This is a genomic window from Dactylosporangium aurantiacum (assembly GCF_000716715.1).
Lineage (GTDB): Bacteria > Actinomycetota > Actinomycetes > Mycobacteriales > Micromonosporaceae > Dactylosporangium > Dactylosporangium aurantiacum.
Window position 1 is genome coordinate 144,205 of the sequence record NZ_JNYJ01000021.1, and the last position, 15,663, is coordinate 159,867.

General features: G+C 75.2%; 13 protein-coding genes. 5 read left to right on the forward strand and 8 right to left on the reverse strand.

Going from position 1 to position 15,663, the window contains the following annotated elements:
• Positions 1-20: 20 nt before the first annotated feature.
• From OP18_RS23510 to OP18_RS23535, 6 genes are all read right to left on the reverse strand, one after another.
• Positions 21-1,091, reverse strand: a complete 1,071-nt coding sequence (locus tag OP18_RS23510; protein ID WP_033361149.1) for a sugar ABC transporter substrate-binding protein — start codon at positions 1,089-1,091, stop codon at positions 21-23.
• A gap of 10 nt (positions 1,092-1,101) precedes the next feature.
• Complete coding sequence (locus OP18_RS23515) at positions 1,102-2,721, reverse strand: methyl-accepting chemotaxis protein (RefSeq protein ID WP_052387188.1); 1,620 nt, start codon at positions 2,719-2,721, stop codon at positions 1,102-1,104.
• Positions 2,722-2,786: 65 nt separating this feature from the next.
• Positions 2,787-3,458 carry a FadR/GntR family transcriptional regulator gene (locus tag OP18_RS23520; protein ID WP_033361150.1) on the reverse strand — a complete coding sequence of 224 codons (672 nt, stop codon included), beginning with the start codon at positions 3,456-3,458 and terminating at the stop codon, positions 2,787-2,789.
• A gap of 166 nt (positions 3,459-3,624) precedes the next feature.
• Positions 3,625-4,563, reverse strand: a complete 939-nt coding sequence (locus tag OP18_RS23525; RefSeq protein ID WP_033361151.1) for an aldo/keto reductase — start codon at positions 4,561-4,563, stop codon at positions 3,625-3,627.
• Positions 4,560-5,315, reverse strand: a complete 756-nt coding sequence (locus OP18_RS23530) for an SDR family NAD(P)-dependent oxidoreductase (protein ID WP_033361152.1) — start codon at positions 5,313-5,315, stop codon at positions 4,560-4,562. Before OP18_RS23530 ends, OP18_RS23525 begins: the two co-directional genes overlap by 4 nt.
• Positions 5,316-5,410: 95 nt before the next feature.
• Complete coding sequence (locus OP18_RS23535; protein WP_033361153.1) at positions 5,411-6,637, reverse strand: RNA polymerase sigma factor; 1,227 nt, start codon at positions 6,635-6,637, stop codon at positions 5,411-5,413.
• Between the two features lie 187 nt (positions 6,638-6,824).
• Here OP18_RS23535 and OP18_RS52910 point away from each other — a divergent pair, with 187 nt between their 5' ends.
• From OP18_RS52910 to OP18_RS23550, 3 genes are read left to right on the forward strand one after another with little or no spacing between them, the layout of a single operon-like run.
• The gene (locus tag OP18_RS52910) at positions 6,825-8,078 is read left to right on the forward strand and encodes a glycosyltransferase 87 family protein (protein WP_081971030.1); all 1,254 of its coding nucleotides are present in this window, start codon (positions 6,825-6,827) and stop codon (positions 8,076-8,078) included.
• Positions 8,075-8,899, forward strand: coding sequence for a class I SAM-dependent methyltransferase (locus OP18_RS23545; protein ID WP_033361154.1), 825 nt, complete (start codon positions 8,075-8,077; stop codon positions 8,897-8,899). Before OP18_RS52910 ends, OP18_RS23545 begins: the two co-directional genes overlap by 4 nt.
• Positions 8,900-8,947: 48 nt before the next feature.
• Positions 8,948-10,216, forward strand: a complete 1,269-nt coding sequence (locus tag OP18_RS23550) for an aldehyde dehydrogenase family protein (RefSeq protein ID WP_033361155.1) — start codon at positions 8,948-8,950, stop codon at positions 10,214-10,216.
• Between the two features lie 44 nt (positions 10,217-10,260).
• Here the strand turns inward: OP18_RS23550 and OP18_RS23555 are convergent, their stop codons facing one another.
• The gene (locus tag OP18_RS23555; protein WP_033361156.1) at positions 10,261-11,142 is read right to left on the reverse strand and encodes a serine/threonine-protein kinase; all 882 of its coding nucleotides are present in this window, start codon (positions 11,140-11,142) and stop codon (positions 10,261-10,263) included.
• A 108-nt stretch (positions 11,143-11,250) separates the two neighbouring features.
• Between OP18_RS23555 and OP18_RS51400 the strand changes: the two genes are divergently transcribed.
• Together OP18_RS51400 and OP18_RS23565 are read left to right on the forward strand one after the other, a co-directional pair.
• Complete coding sequence (locus OP18_RS51400; protein ID WP_156089714.1) at positions 11,251-13,578, forward strand: putative bifunctional diguanylate cyclase/phosphodiesterase; 2,328 nt, start codon at positions 11,251-11,253, stop codon at positions 13,576-13,578.
• On the forward strand, positions 13,575-15,362 hold the full coding sequence (locus OP18_RS23565) for a diguanylate cyclase domain-containing protein (protein WP_033361157.1): 1,788 nt from the start codon (positions 13,575-13,577) through the stop codon (positions 15,360-15,362). Before OP18_RS51400 ends, OP18_RS23565 begins: the two co-directional genes overlap by 4 nt.
• Here the strand turns inward: OP18_RS23565 and OP18_RS23570 are convergent.
• Positions 15,341-15,544, reverse strand: coding sequence for a hypothetical protein (locus OP18_RS23570; protein ID WP_156089715.1), 204 nt, complete (start codon positions 15,542-15,544; stop codon positions 15,341-15,343). The genes OP18_RS23565 and OP18_RS23570 overlap by 22 nt on opposite strands.
• Positions 15,545-15,663 lie beyond the last annotated feature (119 nt).

The following is a 15,663-nucleotide window of genomic DNA, read 5'->3' on the forward strand; positions in this document are numbered from 1 at the left end:
TTAGCCAGTGTTGTCAAGGGTCATGCGATGCCGGCCGCCCTGCATGCCTCGGCGTAGGCGCCGGCGCACAGCGCGCCCGGCGTCACGAAGCCGTCCTTGACCACCGTCGAGGCGATCGTGTCCCTGGTGACCGTGACCGGGTCGAGCAGGATCGACGGGACCCGCCCGGCGCCGTTGTCGACGGTCGCCGGCGCCGCCGGCCGCTTGCCGCGCACCAGGTCGGCGGCGAGCACCGCGGCCGTCTCCGCCTCGGTGCGGATCGCCTTGTACACCGTCATGTACTGGTCGCCGACGAGGATCCGCTGCAGGGCCGCGGTCTCGGCGTCCTGGCCGGTGACCGGCACCTGCGGCAGGCCCGCGGCCTTCATCGCGGCGATCGCGGCGCCCGCGGTGCCGTCGTTGGCGGCGTACACCCCGACGATCGTGCGGCCGCGCAGCGCCGGCAGGGTCCGGGCGACCCACGCCCCGGCGTTGTCGGGGTTCCACTCCGCGGTGTCGGACTCGGCCGCGACCCGGACCTTGCCGTCGAGGCCGGCGTGCGCGCCCTGCTTGAACAGCGTCGCGTTGTTGTCCGTCGGCGAGCCGTTGATCCACAGGATCTCCCCCGCGGCCGCCTTCGCGCCCAGCGCCTGCAGCAACGCCGCCGCCTGCAGGGAGCCGACCTTCGCGTTGTCGAAGGAGACGTAGTAGTCCACGGCGGTCCGCAGCACGAGGCGGTCGTACGAGATGACCGGCACGTCCTTGGCCTTGGCCGCGGCGACGATCTCCCCCGCGGCGACGCTGTCGACCGGGGTCAGCACGAGCACCTTCGCGCCCGCGGCGAGCGCCTCCCGCGCCTGCCGCAGCTGGGTGGCGGCGCTCTGCTCGGCGTTGCGGTAGTCGACCTCGCAGCCGGGGCACAGCTCGGAGAGCTTCTGCGCGAAGTACGGCTGGTCCCCCGCCTCGTACCGGCTGGCCTTGCGCTCCGGCAGCAGCAGCGCCACCGTCGCCGACGGCCCGCCGGCGTCACCGGTGCGCAGGGACTGCGTGCAGCCCGCCGCGGTCGGCAGGACCAGCGCGGACAGGGCCAGCAGCGCGGCAAGGCGGTTCATCGGCACACCCTCAGTACGTGAAGCGGGACACCAGGACGCGCATGTCGGACGCCATCCGAGCGAGCTGGTCGACGGCATCGCCGGTGCTGGTCACGCCCTCGTTCGTCGACCTGGTGGCGGCGGCGACACCGGCGATGTTGGTGGCGATGCCGACCGAGCCGCCGGCCGCCTCGTCGACGCTGTGGCCCATCGCCCGGGCCGTGACCGCCTGCTCCTCGACGGCGGCGGCGATGGCGTGCTGGTACTCGCTCATCTGCGCGATGACCTCACCGATCTGCCCGATCGCGGCGACGGCGTCCTCGGTGTCGAGCTGGATCGCCTGGACGCGCCGGCCGATGTCGTCGGTGGCCCGGGCGGTCTCCCGGGCGAGGTCCTTGACCTCCTGCGCGACCACGGCGAAGCCCTTGCCGAAGTCGCCGGCCCGGGCCGCCTCGATGGTCGCGTTGAGCGCGAGGAGGTTCGTCTGCCCGGCGATCGACGTGATGACCTTGATGACCTCGCCGATCTCGCCGGAGGAGGCGCCGAGCTTGCCGATGGTCTCGTTGGTGGCCGCCGCGATCGACACCGCCGTCGCGGTGACGGTGGCCGCGTGCGCGGTGCCGCGCGAGATCTCCTCGATGGCGCCGCCCATCTCCGTGGCGCCGTGGGCGACGGCGGCGACGTGCTCGCTGACCTCGTTGGCGGCCCGGGCGACGAGCTCGGCGCGGGTGTTGGCGTCGGTGGCGCTGGTGTCGATCTGCCGGCTGATCGCGGCGAGCCGCTCGGCGGCCGCGGACAGCGTCGCGGAGTTGTCCCCGAGGCTGCGGACCGCCTCGCGGGTGCTGGCCGTGGCCGCGTTCAGCGCGCGGGCCATGTCGCCGACCTCGTCGCGCTGGGCGATGTCCGCCTCGGCGGTGAGGTCACCGGCGGCGACCGCGGTCAGCACGGCGTGCACGCGGCGGATCGGGCGCACGATGAGCCCGGTCAGGTACCGGCCGAGCAGCAGCGCCGCCGCGAGCCCGGCGGCCAGCGCGACGATCATCGCGATGCGGGCCCGGCCGTAGGCGTCGGCCGCGGCGCCGGCGCCGGCGCGCCCCCTGGTCTGCTCGTAGGCGAGCAGGTCGCCGAGGGCGCGCATCGCGTTGCCGGTGACGGTGGCGCCGTCGCCGAGGTACGCGGCCTGGAAGCCGGGGACGTCACCGGCGGCCAGCAGCGGCAGGAGCCGGTGGTCGCGGATGTTGCGGAACGCGCCCCACCAGATCGTGAAACGGTCCAGCAACTGCCGCTGCTCGGTGGTGGTGACGGTCGCGCGGTAGGCGGCGAGCGCCCGGTCCACGGCGGCGTCCGCGGCGGCGATGCCCTCCTGGAACGCCTGACTGGCCACGGGGCCGTTGGACAGGGCGAGGTTGGCGACGTCGTTGCGCACCCGCATCGCCGACTCGTTCATGGCCGCCAGGTGCGCCGACGGCACCAGGTTGTCGTGGTACAGGTCGGACGCCTTGGCGTTGACCCGGCCGAGGCTGGTGACGCCGACGCCGAGCACGACCGCGCCGACGGCGCAGCACACCAGCACCAGCAGCACCAGCTTGCGGGCCACCGGCTGGTCCGCCAGCCAGTGCCGTCCGCGCCGCCGCGACTCCGCACGCTTCACGAACCCGCCGATCGGCGGCGAAACGTCCGACCTGAGCCGTTTCGGTCACCGGGGCCCGGGCCGGGTCACAGCGCGCGGCGCAGCCACTCCTCGACGCCCGCGACATGGATGGTGGCCCAGGACCGGGCGAGGTCCGGCTGCCGGGCGGCGATCGCGTCGACGATCGCCTGGTGCTGCTCGCGGGTGCGCTCGGCCGCGCCCTCCTGGGTGAGGCCGCGCCAGACCCGCGCCCTGGTCGTCGGCCCTGACAGCCCGTCGATGAGCGAGCACAGCACCGCGTTGCCGGAGCCGGCCGCGATCTGCCGGTGGAACTCCAGGTCGTTGGCGACGAGCGCCTCGATCGTCGGGTGGTCGCCGAGCTGGTCGAGCACCGCCTGGAGCCTGGTGATGTCCTCGGCCTGCATACGCTCCGTGGCCAGCGCCGTCGCCGCCGGCTCCAGGATCCGGCGGACCTCGAGGAACTGCAGGACGGTGTCGTCGCGGTGGAAGTCCACGACGAAGCTCAGCGCGTCGAGCAGCAGGTCGGGCGCCAGGCTGGTGACGTAGGTGCCGTCGCCCTGGCGCACGTCGAGGACCCGGATCATCGACAGGGCCTTGACCGCCTCGCGCAGCGAGTTGCGGGACAGCCCGAGCCGCTCGGCGAGGTCCGCCTCCTTCGGCAGCCGGTCGCCCGGGCCGAGCTCACCGGAGGTGATCATGCCCTTGATCTTGTCGATCGCCTCGTCGGTCAGTGCCATGCGTGCCTCCGCGGCGACTCTACGCCCGCTGGGTCAGGGTCAGGGCCGGTGTCAGGTCCGGTGCCGAGCCGGTAGCAGGCCGCGGCCGTGCCGCCGAAGACGGCCCGCCGGTCCGCTCGGACGACCAGGGGCACGGCGGCGGTCACGGCGGCGGTCCCGGCGGCCGTCACAGCAGCCCCGCCTCCCGCAGCGCCGGCCACAGCGCGGCGGGCGGCGGCGCGGCCGCGAGGGCCGCGTTGCGGCGCACCTGCTCCGGCGAGTCCGCGCCGACCACGACGGCGGTGACCGCGGGGTCGTCCGCGGCGAACGCGAGCGCCGCCGCCGGCAGGGTCGTGCCGTGCCGCGCGCAGACCGCCGCGATGGCGCGGGCCCTGGCGACCACGGCGGCGGGGGCGGGGCCGTACTCGTACGGCAGGTCCGCGCTCGGCTCGTCGACGGCGAGCAGCCCGCTGTTGAACACCCCGGCGTTGAACACCTCGACACCCGCGGCGGCGCACGCCGGTAGCAGCGTCTCCCGGGCCGGCTGCTCCAGCAGCGTGAACCGGCCCGCGACCAGTACCACGTCGGGGGCGCACTCCTCGACCAGCCGGGTCAGGACCGCGGCGTCCTTCGAGCCGGCGCCGATCGCGCCGACGAGCCCTTCCTCGCGCAGCCGCGCGAGGGCGGGGAAGCCGGCGCGCAGCGCGACCTCCTGGTGCTCCTCCGGGTCGTGCAGCAACGCGACGTCGACCCGGTCCAGGCCGAGCCTGGCGAGGCTGGCCTCCAGGCAGCGGCGGATGCCGTCGCGGCTGAAGTCCCAGACCCGCCGGTGGGTCGCCGGGACCGCGAACCCCTCCGTGTCCTGGCCGCCGGACCAGGCCGGGTCGCCGACCAGCAGCCGGCCGACCTTGGTGCTGACGGTGTACTGGTCCCGCGGCCGCCCCCGCAGCGCCTCGCCGAGCCGCCGCTCCGACAGCCCGAGCCCGTAGTGCGGCGCGGTGTCGAAGACGCGCACCCCGGCGTCCCACGCGGCGTCGACGGTCGCGTGGGCCCGCTCGTCGTCGATCTCGTGGTAGAGGTTGCCGAGCTGCGCGCAGCCCAGGCCCAGGCGGACGGCCGGGCTCACTGGCGTGGCCGCATCCGCAGGCCGTGCATGCCGCCGTCGACGGCCAGGACGGTGCCGGTCGTCGCGCCAGCCAGAGGGCTGGCGAGGTAGCCGATCGCGGCCGCGACCTCCTCCGCGGCGACCAGCCGCCCGGTCGGCTGCCGGGCCTGCAGCGCGGCGAGCTCCGCCTCGGGGTCGGCGGCCTGCGCGAGCAGCCGGCGCACCCAGGGCGTGTCGACCGTGCCGGGGTTGACGCAGCACACCCGGATGCCCTCCCGGACGTGGTCGGCGGCCATCGCCGCGGTCAGCGCCTGGACCGCGCCCTTGCTGGCGCTGTACAGGGCGCGGTCGGGCACCCCGGCGTGGGCGACGATCGAGCAGGTGTTGACGATCGCGGCGTGCGCGGAGCGGCGCAGGTGGGGCAGCGCGGCCCGGCTGACCCGCACCAGGCCGACGACGTTGACGTCCAGGACCCGGTGCCACTCGTCGTCGTCGTTGCCCTCCACGGTGCCGACGGCGCCGATGCCGGCGTTGTTGACCAGGATGTCCAGGCCGCCGAGCGCCTCGACGGCCGCCGCGACCCCGGCCCGCACGGTCGCGTCGTCGGTGACGTCGGCGGCGATGCCGAGCAGCGGCTCGGGCAGCCCGTCGGGGCGCAGGTCGAGGCATGCCACGCGGGCGCCCCGCCCGGCCAGGTGCAGGGCCGTGGCCAGGCCGATCCCGGACGCGCCGCCGGTGACGACGGCGGCGAGACCGTCAAATTCTCCTCGCACAACTCCCCCACATACATCGGAGGTTTGTTGTCTACCAGTCCCGCGCCACGAAACACAAGCGTTCCGGTTTCGGCATTCATCCGATGACCGCCAGGTCAGAGCGGCGGGGTCGCGGCCCTGGCGAGGAACAGGTCGCGCTCGCGTGCGTTGCCGGTCAGCGCGGCGGCCCGGGCGAACTCGGCCCGCGCCTCCTCGTGCCGGCCGAGGCGCTCCAGCAGGTCGCCGCGGGCGGCCGGCAGGTACGGGTAGCCGGGCAGCGCCCCGTCCAGCTCGTCGAGCAGCGCCAGGCCCGCCGCCGGCCCCGCCGCCATGCCGACCGCGACCGCCAGGTTCAGCCGCACCACCGCCGACGGCGCGACGTGCGCCAGCAGCCGGTACAGCGCGACGATCCGCGGCCAGTCCGTGTCGGCCGGGCGCAGCGCCCGCGCGTGGCAGGCGGCGATCGCGGCCTGCAGCCCATAGGGCCCGAGCGTGCCGAGCGCCTCCGCCGACGCCAGCGCGGCCAGGCCCCGGCGGATCAGCAGCCGGTCCCACCGCCGCCGGTCCTGGTCCATGAGCAGCACCGGGGTGCCGTCCGGCGCGGTGCGGGCCGGGATCCGGGCGGCCTGCAGCTCCATGAGGGCGCACAGCCCGTGCACCTCGGGCTCCGCCGGCAGCAGCCCGGCCATGACCCGGCCGAGGCGGATCGCCTCCTCGCACAGCTGCGGGCGGGCCCAGTCGTCGCCGGCGGAGGCCGAGTAGCCCTCGTTGAAGATGAGGTAGAACACGCCGAGGGCGGCGGTCAGGCGCGCCGGCAGCTCGGCCGGGGCCGGCAGCTCGAACCGCACGCCGCGTGCGGCCAGGGTCCGCTTGGCGCGCAGGATGCGTTGCGACACCGTCGCCTCGGTGGTCAGGAACGCCCGGGCGATCGCGGTGGTGCTGAGCCCGCCGAGGGTCCGCAGGATCAGCGCCACCTGCGACTCGGCGCTCAGCGCCGGGTGGCAGGCGGTGAGGATCAGCCGCAGCAGGTCGTCCTGGATGTGGTCGTCGACGTCCGGCGCCTCGTCCAGCACGCCCTCGGGGGCGCCGAGCACGGCGAGCTTGCGCTCGTAGGTGGCGCGGCGGCGCAGCGCGTCGACGGCGCGGTGCTTCGCCGTGGCCATCAGCCACGGGCCCGGGTCGTCCGGCACCCCGCGCACCGGCCACTGCTCCAGCGCGATGACGAGCGCGTCCTGGGCCAGCTCCTCGGCGAGGCCGACGTCGCGCACGATCCGGGCCAGGCCGGCGACGAGCCGCGCCGACTCGATCCGGAAGACCGCCTCGACCGTGTCGCGTACGTCCACAACCGGTGATTATGCGGGCACCGGCGACACCGGCTCCAGCGCCGCGGTGGCGGCGACGGCCCCCGGATCTGGGTGAACGGGGCGAATCCCACCTGGTCGCCGACCCACGGCACCGTCCCGGCGGCTGATACCGGCCATTGAGCCACCTGCCGGACGCGGTTGTGGGACGCTGCGCACCGTGAGACGGATGCTTCCGGATTGGCTGCTGTTGCCGGGCGTGCTGGCGTTCGCCGTGTCGCTGGGCAGCTGGCTGCAGGTCGCCAGGCTCGAAGGCCCGCAGCTGGACGACCCCGACATCGAGGTCTACGTGCAGGCGGGCGCCGCCTTCCGGCACGACGCGCACGTCTACGACCTCGCGTTCACCGGCGGGCACTGGCCGTTCACGTACCCGCCGGTGACGCTGCTGGCGTTCGAGCCGCTGTCCCGGCTCGGCAGCACCCACGCCCTGGTGGCGCTCAACGCGCTCACCGTCGTGTCACTCGTCGTGGTGTGCCTGCTGAGCCTGCGCATGGCGGGCCTGCGCGGCCGGGCCGGGCTCACCGGCGCCGCGCTGGCGCTCGCCGCCGGCGGCCTGTGGCTCGAGCCGGTCCAGGCCAACCTGAACGACGGCCAGATCAACATGATGCTGGTGCTGCTGGTCATGGCCGACTTCGCGCTGCCCGACGGGCACCGGCTGCGGGGCGCCGCGATCGGGGTGGCGACCGCCGCGAAGCTGGTCCCCGGCATCTTCGTGGTGTACCTGCTGATCACCCGCCGGTACCGCGACGCCGCGACGGCCGCCGGGGTGTTCGCCGGGCTGACCGTGCTGGGCTTCGTCGCCGACTGGCGCGACTCGGCGCAGTACTGGTTCACCGGCATGTTCGCCAGCTCCGGCCGGGTCACCCAGGACGCGGCGCTCGGCGGGTCCCTGGACCAGTCGCTGCACACCCTCGCCGCCCGCTGGACCGGCTCCGACGGCGTGTACTACGCCCTGGCGCTCGTCGTGGCCGTGGCCGGGTTCGCGATCGCCCGGGCCGCCTGGGCGCGCGGCGAGGAGCTGACCGGGGTGGCCTGCACCGCGCTCACCGGCCTGCTCGTCTCGCCGGTGTCGTGGACGTACCACTACGCGTGGATCGTGCCGGTCCTGGTCGCGACGGCCGCGGTCGCCGCGCAGGCCCCGCCCCGGCTGCGGTGGCTCGCCGCCGGCCTGCCCGGCGTGCTCGTCATGGCGTTCCTCGCCTGGCCGATGCAGGGCCGCGGGGACCACGTCGCCGCCCCGCGCGGCGTGCTGTGGCACCTTCCCGACATCGAGGACCCCACCACCTGGCACGGCGTGCAGCGGGTCGTCGGCGACACGTACACCCTGGTCAGCCTGGGGCTGCTGGTTCTGGCGGCGCTGTGGCTGCGGCCGCGGAAAACCGCTGTCGAGCCGGCGCCGCAGATGGCAGGTTCGACCGTGTGAGTGAATACCTGCGTCTCAACCGGGCCCAGTGGGACGAGCGCGCCCCGGCGCACGCCGCCTCCCCCGGCTACTCCCGGCAGCGGTTCATCGACGACCCGGCGTACCTGAGCGACGTCGTCCGGTTCGACCTGCCGCGGCTCGGCCCGGTCGACGGGCTGCGGGCCGTGCACCTGCAGTGCCACATCGGCACCGACACGCTGTCGCTGTACCGCCTCGGCGCGAAGATCACCGGGCTGGACTTCTCCGGCGCGTCGCTGGCCGAGGCCCGGGCCCTCGCCGCCGCGACCGGCGCGTCGATCGACTACGTCCAGGCCGACGTGTACGACGCGCCGGAGGTGCTCGAACCGGGCGCGTTCGACCTCGTGTACACCGGCATCGGCGCCCTGTGCTGGCTGCCGGACGTCCGCCGCTGGGCCGGTGTCGTCGCCGCGCTGCTCAGGCCCGGTGGCCGGCTGTTCATCCGGGAGGGTCACCCGATGCTGTGGGCGGTCGACGAGACCCGCCCCGACGGTGTGCTCGCCGTCGACCAGGCGTACTTCGAACGCGTCGAGCCGCTGGTGTGGGAGGAGTCCGGCACGTACGTGGAGACGGACGTCACGTTCCAGCACACCGTCACCCACCAGTGGAACCACGGACTCGGCGAGATCGTCACCGCGGTCATGGACGCCGGGCTGGAGCTGACCATGCTGCAGGAGCACGACAGCGCCCCGTGGGACGCGCTGCCGGGCCGGACCGTCGCCGACGAGCACGGCGAGTTCCGCCTCGCGGAGCGGCCGTGGCGACTGCCGCAGACGTACACCCTCCAGGCGCGCAAACGGTGACGCACTAGAATCTGGCTTCCGCCTTCTCTCGTCCACAGGAGTGCCGCCGTGTCCGCTGACTCATCCCGGGACGCCGTCTCGGCGGCCGCCCACGCGGCCCGGGCCGCCGCGCCGTCGCTCGCCGTGGCCCCGGCCAAGACGATCGACGACGCGCTGCGCGGGATGGCCCGCCGCCTGACCGGCGCCCGCGACACGATCCTCGCCGCGAACCGTGAGGACCAGGCCGCGGCCGTGGCCGGCGGGATGAGCGGCGGCCTGCTCGACCGGCTCAAGCTCGACGAGGCCCGGCTGGACGCGATGGCCGCCCAGCTGGACATCCTCGCCGGGGTGGAGGCGGAGCCGGCCCAGCGCACGATCCGCACGCTCGACGGCGGGCTGGTCCTGCAGGAGTGGCGCCGCCCGGTCGGGGTAATCGGCGCCAACTACGAGGCCCGCCCGAACGTCACCGTCGACGTCGCCTCGCAGCTGGTCAAGTCGCAGAACGCCGGGGTGCTGCGGACCGGTTCGGCGGCGCTCGCCTCCGCGGTCGCCCTCATGGACGCGGTCGTCGCGCCGGCCCTCGCCGAGGCGGGTCTCGACCCGGCCGCGGTGCAGCTGGTGCGCAGCCGGGGCCGCGACTCCGCCGAGGCCCTCGTCTCGCAGCCCGGCCTCATCCCGCTGGTCATCCTGCGCGGCAGCGGCGACAGCACCCGCAGCCTCGCCGAGCGCGCCGCCCTGCACGGCGTGCGGACCCTCGCCCACGCCGACGGCGGCGGCGTGCTGTACATCGACGCGGCCGCCGACCCGGCGAAGGCCGCCGCGCTCGTCGACGCCGGCCTGGACCGGCTCGGCGTGTGCAACCGGCTCAACCTGCTGCTCGTGCACGAGACGCTGTGGGACTCCACGGTCCCGGGGATCGTCGAGACGCTGGCCGCCCGCACCCCGGCGATCGCCGCGTCGCTGCCGCCGCACGCGCACGCCCTCGGCTACGAGTGGGCGCTGGACTCGGCCGGTGAGGCGACGGTGACGATCGCCCCGGTCTCCGGCCCGCTCGCCGCGGCGCGGCTGGCCAACGACGAGACGTCCGGGCTGGCGGCCGGCATCGTCACCGAGTCCGCCGAGGCCGCCCGGGAGTTCCTCGCGGCGTACGCGGGCACCGGCGCGTTCTGGAACGCGACGACCCGGCTGCTGGACGGGTTCAAGCTGCTGGCCCTGCCGGAGACCGGCATCAACATCGACCGGGTCCCGGGACCGCGCGGGCCGGTGACGTTCCGTGACCTGTCGCTGCGCCAGTACGTGGTCGTGCCCGCCGACCGGACGTCCGACCTGGCCGGCTGACGGCCGGCTGACGGCCAGCTGACGGCCGGCCGGGCGCCGGCGGGTCACACGGCGAGCGTGGGTGCGTCCAGGGCGGCCCGGACCGGCTCCGTGCGGTGGGCCAGGACCGGCGGCACGTGCACCTGGACGTCCGCCGCGGCCGACAGGATCAGCGCCAGGGCGACCGCCGTCGGCCGGCACTCGGGGACCTTCGACAGGCTGGCGGCGCACAGCTCGGCGACCTCCGGCGGCAGGCCCGGGATCGGCGGCAGCTGCGCCGGCGGCGTGAACCGGTGCGCGTGCAGCACCTGCTCGTCGGTGTTCACGGGCCACGGGATGCGGCCGGTCAGGCACTGGTAGAGCAGCACACCGGCGGCGTACACGTCGGCGGCGGGGCCGGCCGGCTCACCGTCGAGCCGCTCCGGGGCCACGTACGTCGGGGTGCCGAACAGGACCGGCTCGGCGGGGTGCCCGACCCGGGCGGCGACGCCGAAGTCGAGGATCTTCGCGCCGGCCGCGGTGAGCACGATGTTCGCCGGCTTCACGTCGCGGTGGACGATGCCGTGGCCGTGCGCGGCGGCGAGGCCGGCGCAGACCTCGGCGCAGATCCGCACGGCGACCTGCCAGTCAAGCGGGCCGTCGCGCAGCGCCCCGACCAGCAGGGGACCCTCGACGAGCTCCATCACCAGGTAGGCGGTGCCGCGGCCGCCGCGGCGGGACGTGCCGAAGTCGTAGACGGCCACGACGTTGGGGTGGGCGAAGCGGGCACCGCAGCGGGCCTCGTTGCGGGCCCGCTCGAAGGCGTCGGCGTCGGCGGTGTGCTCCGGGGTCAGCAGCTTGACCGCCACCTCGCGGTCCAGGACGTCGTCGTGCGCCCGCCAGACACTCGCCATACCGCCCTGGCCGAGCTTGCGACCGAGGCGGTACCTCCCACTCAGACACCGCATAGGTCTCTCCTTCCCGGTTCGGGCGCCAACCACACGGCAACCGTGCGGGCAACCGGCGGACACCCGCCCGGGGGTGCACTCGACGGAGGTCGCTGACGGGAGGCGTGCGTGCACACAACGAAGCGGGTGCTGGTGGCCTTCGCGGTGGCCGGGATCGTCGCGTCCTCGGTGACCGGCGGCCGGCCCGGGCACGTGATGTGGCTGCTCACCGCGGTCGTGTGCGCGGCGCCGCTGCTGGTGCGGGTCTGGCGGGACCGCGCCGCGACGACCGGGCCGTGGCGGCTGGTCGTGCTCGGTTTCGGGGTGCGCGTCGCCGCCGACGTCGTCTGGGCCGGCGAGGACCTCCGGCACGACGGGGCGGTGCCGTTCCCGTCCTGGAACGACATCGGCTACCTGCTGTCCTACGGGCTGCTGCTGGCGGGCCTGGTCCGCGCGAACGGCGGGCGGGCCCGCACGGCGCTGCTCGACGCGTCCGTCATCGCGGCCGGGCTGGCGCTGGTGCACTGGGTGTTCCTGCTCCACCCGTACCTGCACCACGCCGACCCGGGCGGTCCCGGCGCCACGGCGCTGGCGCTGCTGTACCCGGTGTGCGACCTGGTGCTGTTCGCGACCGGGGTGCGGGTGCTGTTCACCGGCGCGTGGCGGCGGCCGGCGAACCGGCTCGTGCTGGCCGGCCTGGGGCTGCTGCTGGCGGCCAACTTCATCTTCTTCGCGCACGCCGCGACGGGCGCGACCCGTTCCGTCGACACCGTCGACAACGCGTTGTGGCTGCTGTCGTACCTGGCGCTCGGGCTGGCCGGGCTGCAGCGCACGGTGCCCGGGCCGGTGCCCGCCGGGCGCGCCGACGGCCACGTGGTGTCCTGCGGGCGGATCTCGATGTTCGGGGCGGCGGCGATGATCGGCCCGCTCGCCCTGCTCGTCCCGGGCGCCGCCGGCGGGGACCACCTGCTGGTGCCGGCGCTGGTGTCGGCGGGGCTGTCGCTGCTGCTGGTGCTGCGCCTGGGCGGGCTGGCCAGGGTCGCGCAGCGCCGCTCCGCGGAACTGGACCGGCACGCGGGCGAGCTGACCCGCCGCGGCGAGGAGCTGGCCGAGGCCCTGGTGGAGCGGGAGGCGCTGGAGCACCAGCTGCGGCACGGCGCCCTGCACGACCCGACGACCGGCCTGGCCAACCGGGCACTGCTGACCCAGCGCATGGAGTGGGCCCTGACCAGGGCCGACGACCAGAGCCGGCACGCGCTGATCCTGCTGGACCTGGACCGGTTCACCGACGTCAACGACGCCTACGGGCGGGCCTTCGGCGACGACGCGCTGGTCGCGGTCACCGCCCGGCTGCTGGCCGCCGCCGCGCCCGCCGACACCGTGGCCCGGCTCGGCGGCGACGAGTTCGCGCTGTTCGTCGAGGACGTCGACCCGCTGCGGGCCGGGCACCTCGCCGAGCACCTGCGGGCCGAGCTGAAGGCGCCGCTCACGGTCGGTGCGCGGACCGTACACCTGACGGCCAGCATCGCGCTGGTGCACCTGACGCCGAAGGCCGCGCCCCGCGACGCGGTCGCCGACGCCGAGCTGGCGCTGCGGGCCGCGAAACGCGCCGGCCGGGACCGGGTCAGCGTGTACCGGCCGGAGCTGCGCACGGCCCGGGAGACGTTCACCCGCATCAGCGCGGGCCTGCGGCACGCCGTCGAGCGCGGCGAGCTGGCCGTGCACTACCAGCCGGTGGTGGAGCTGCCGTCGGCGCGGATCGTGGCGGTCGAGGCGCTGCTGCGGTGGACGCCGCCGGGCGGGTCGGTGCCGCCGCTGGACTTCATCCCGGTCGCCGAGGAGACGGGGATGATCGTGCCGATCGGCGCGTGGGTGCTGGAGCGGGCGTGCCGGGACGCGAAGGCGTGGCACGACCGGCACGGCACGTCACTGACGGTGAACGTGTCGGTGCGGCAGCTCGCCGAGCCCGGCTTCGCCGAGCAGGTGCTGCGGACCCTCGCGACGACGGGCCTGCCGGCCGGGGCGCTGGTCCTGGAGATCACCGAGTCGGTGTTCGTCGGGGTCGCCGATGACGCCGCACCGCTGCTCGCCGCGCTCGACGGGCTGCGTGCGCACGGGATCCGGGTCGCCATCGACGACTTCGGCACCGGCTACTCGTCGCTGTCGTACCTGACCCAGCTGCCCGTCGACATCCTCAAGATCGACCGGTCGTTCGTGCCGACGGACACCGCCGGCTCCGGCTCCGGCGACGACCACGCGTTCACCCGCGCCGTGCTGCAGCTGGGCACCAGCCGGCAGCTGCCGGCGATCGCGGAGGGCATCGAGACGCAGGACCAGGCGAGGCTGCTGCACGACCTCGGCTGCCGCCTCGCGCAGGGCTACCACTTCGCGCGGCCCGGGCCCGTCGCCGACGTCGACGCCGCGTTCCTGCGCCTCAACCCGGCGCTGACCGCGTGACGGGGCGGCTGCTGCGCGACCCGGTGCTCCTCGGTCTGGTCGCCGGCTCGGCGCTCGTCGTCGGCTGCCTGCTGACCGGCGCCGGCGGGGTCCGGCTGTTCTGGTCCGCGCTGCCGGTGTTCGACCTGCTCATCTGGGTGTTCACGCGGCGGGTCGCGGCCCTGCCGCAGCTGCCGGCGCCGGCCCGCCGGTTCTGGCGGCTGTCCGCGCACGCCGCCGTGTTCTTCGTCGCCGGCGACCTCAGCCAGACCGCCGTCGCGTGGCTGCGCCCCGGGCCGGCGGCGGCGATGCCGAACCCCTTCCAGGCCGGGGCGATCCTCGCCGGCGCGTGCTGGCTGATCTGGGTCATGCTCACGCACCCGGCGCCGTTGGCGACCGTGCGGTTCTGGCTGGACGCCGGGTCGGTGCTGGTCGGCGCCGGGGTGTTGATCTGGCTGCTGCTCCTGCCGCGGGCCGGCGGCTCGCCGGTGGCGCTGCTGCTCGGCACGGTGATCATCGGGTTCGCCGCGTTCGCCGCGGTGAAGCTGGTGCTCAGCGGCAACGCGCCGCTGAGCGTGCCGGCCGCCGCGCCGATGGTGGCGGCCGCCGCCATCCAGGGTCTGGTGGGCTCGCTCGTCGCCGCCGACGGCCGGCACCTGCACCTGCTGCTCGCCGCGCAGGTGCTGCCGCCGCTGCTGCTGGCGGTCGGGCCACGACTGCAGGAGCACTCGGTGCGGCTCGACCCGCGGCGTTCGGCGCAGCGCGCCCCGCGGCCCTACAGCCTGCTGCCGTACACGACCCTCGTCGGGCTCTTCGCGGCGCTGCCGGTCGTCGTGCACGACGGTCCCGGCGCCGACGTGTGGGTGCTGCTCGGCGGCCTGGCCGCGACCACCGCCCTCGTCGTCGCCCGCCAGCTGCTCGCGTTCCGGGAGAACGCGCTGCTGCTGGCGGAGCTCGGCGCGCAGCAGGAGCACTTCCGGTCGCTGCTCGCGCACTCCACCGACATCACCTCGATCGTCGACACGACCGGCGCGCTGACCTACGTGAGCCCGGCGACGCAGCGGCTGCTGGGCAAGTCACCGGCGGCGGTGCTGGGCACGACGGTCGTGTCCCACATCCACCCCGAGGACCTGCCGGCGTTCGCGGCGGCGATGGACACGCTGCGGGCCACCCCGAACGCGTCGGTGGGCTACCAGGTGCGCTACGCCCACGCCGACGGCTCCTGGCGCTGGCTGGACGTGGTCAGCCGCAACCTGCTGCACCTGCCGAGCGTCCGCGGGTACGTGAGCAACGCCCGCGACGCGACGCAGGCCCGGCTGCTGCAGGACGAGCTGCGCCACCAGGCGACCCACGACGGGCTGACCGGCCTGGCCAACCGGGCCCTGTTCGACGCACGGCTGGCCGCCGCGGCGGAGCACCAGGTGGCCGCGGTGCTGCTGGTCGACCTCGACGACTTCAAGGCGATCAACGACACCCACGGTCACCACGCCGGCGACGCGGTGCTCGTGGGTGTCGCCGAACGGCTCGCCGCGAGCGTGCCCGCCGGTGGGACGGCGGCACGCATCGGCGGCGACGAGTTCGCGGTGCTGCTGCCCGGCTGCGACGTGCGGGACGCGGACGCCGTGGCACGCAGGTTCCTGGACCTGCTGGACGTGCCGGTGCCCGTCGACGGCCACCGGCTGCCGGTGCGGGCGAGCGTTGGCGTCGTCGACGGCGACCCGAGGGCCGCCGAGGCGCTGCTGCAACGCGCCGACGCCCGCATGTACGCGGTGAAACGCGAGGCTCAGATGTCCTCGTCGAGCTGAGTCGCGCGGCGCGGGTCGCGCACCAGCGCGCCGGTCGAGTCGACGGCACCGTCATCGATGCGCCCGCCGCGCGCCTCGTGCACGGCGCGGCTCTGCGCCTGCTCGTGCTCGCGCCGGGCGGCCGCCCTGGCCTGGCCTTCCGGGCTGTCGGGGTCCACCCCGGTCGGGTCCTGTGCATGCATCGGATCACTCCCAACGGTTGGCGTGAGGGGTCACGATACCCACACCGCCGCGACCGAATCCATAAGCAATTCACCGCGGATCCCACCTGCCGGACCTGGAATAGGCCGGCACCGTGGAT

Bases quoted from the DNA above. Each gene is read 5' to 3' on its own strand.
- OP18_RS23510 (WP_033361149.1), bottom strand. From the start codon at position 1,091: ATGAACCGCCTTGCCGCGCTGCTGGCCCTGTCCGCGCTGGTCCTGCCG.
- OP18_RS23520 (WP_033361150.1), bottom strand. From the start codon at position 3,458: ATGGCACTGACCGACGAGGCGATCGACAAGATCAAGGGCATGATCACC.
- OP18_RS52910 (WP_081971030.1), top strand. From the start codon at position 6,825: ATGCTTCCGGATTGGCTGCTGTTGCCGGGCGTGCTGGCGTTCGCCGTG.
- OP18_RS23555 (WP_033361156.1), bottom strand. From the start codon at position 11,142: ATGCGGTGTCTGAGTGGGAGGTACCGCCTCGGTCGCAAGCTCGGCCAG.
- OP18_RS23570 (WP_156089715.1), bottom strand. From the start codon at position 15,544: ATGCATGCACAGGACCCGACCGGGGTGGACCCCGACAGCCCGGAAGGC.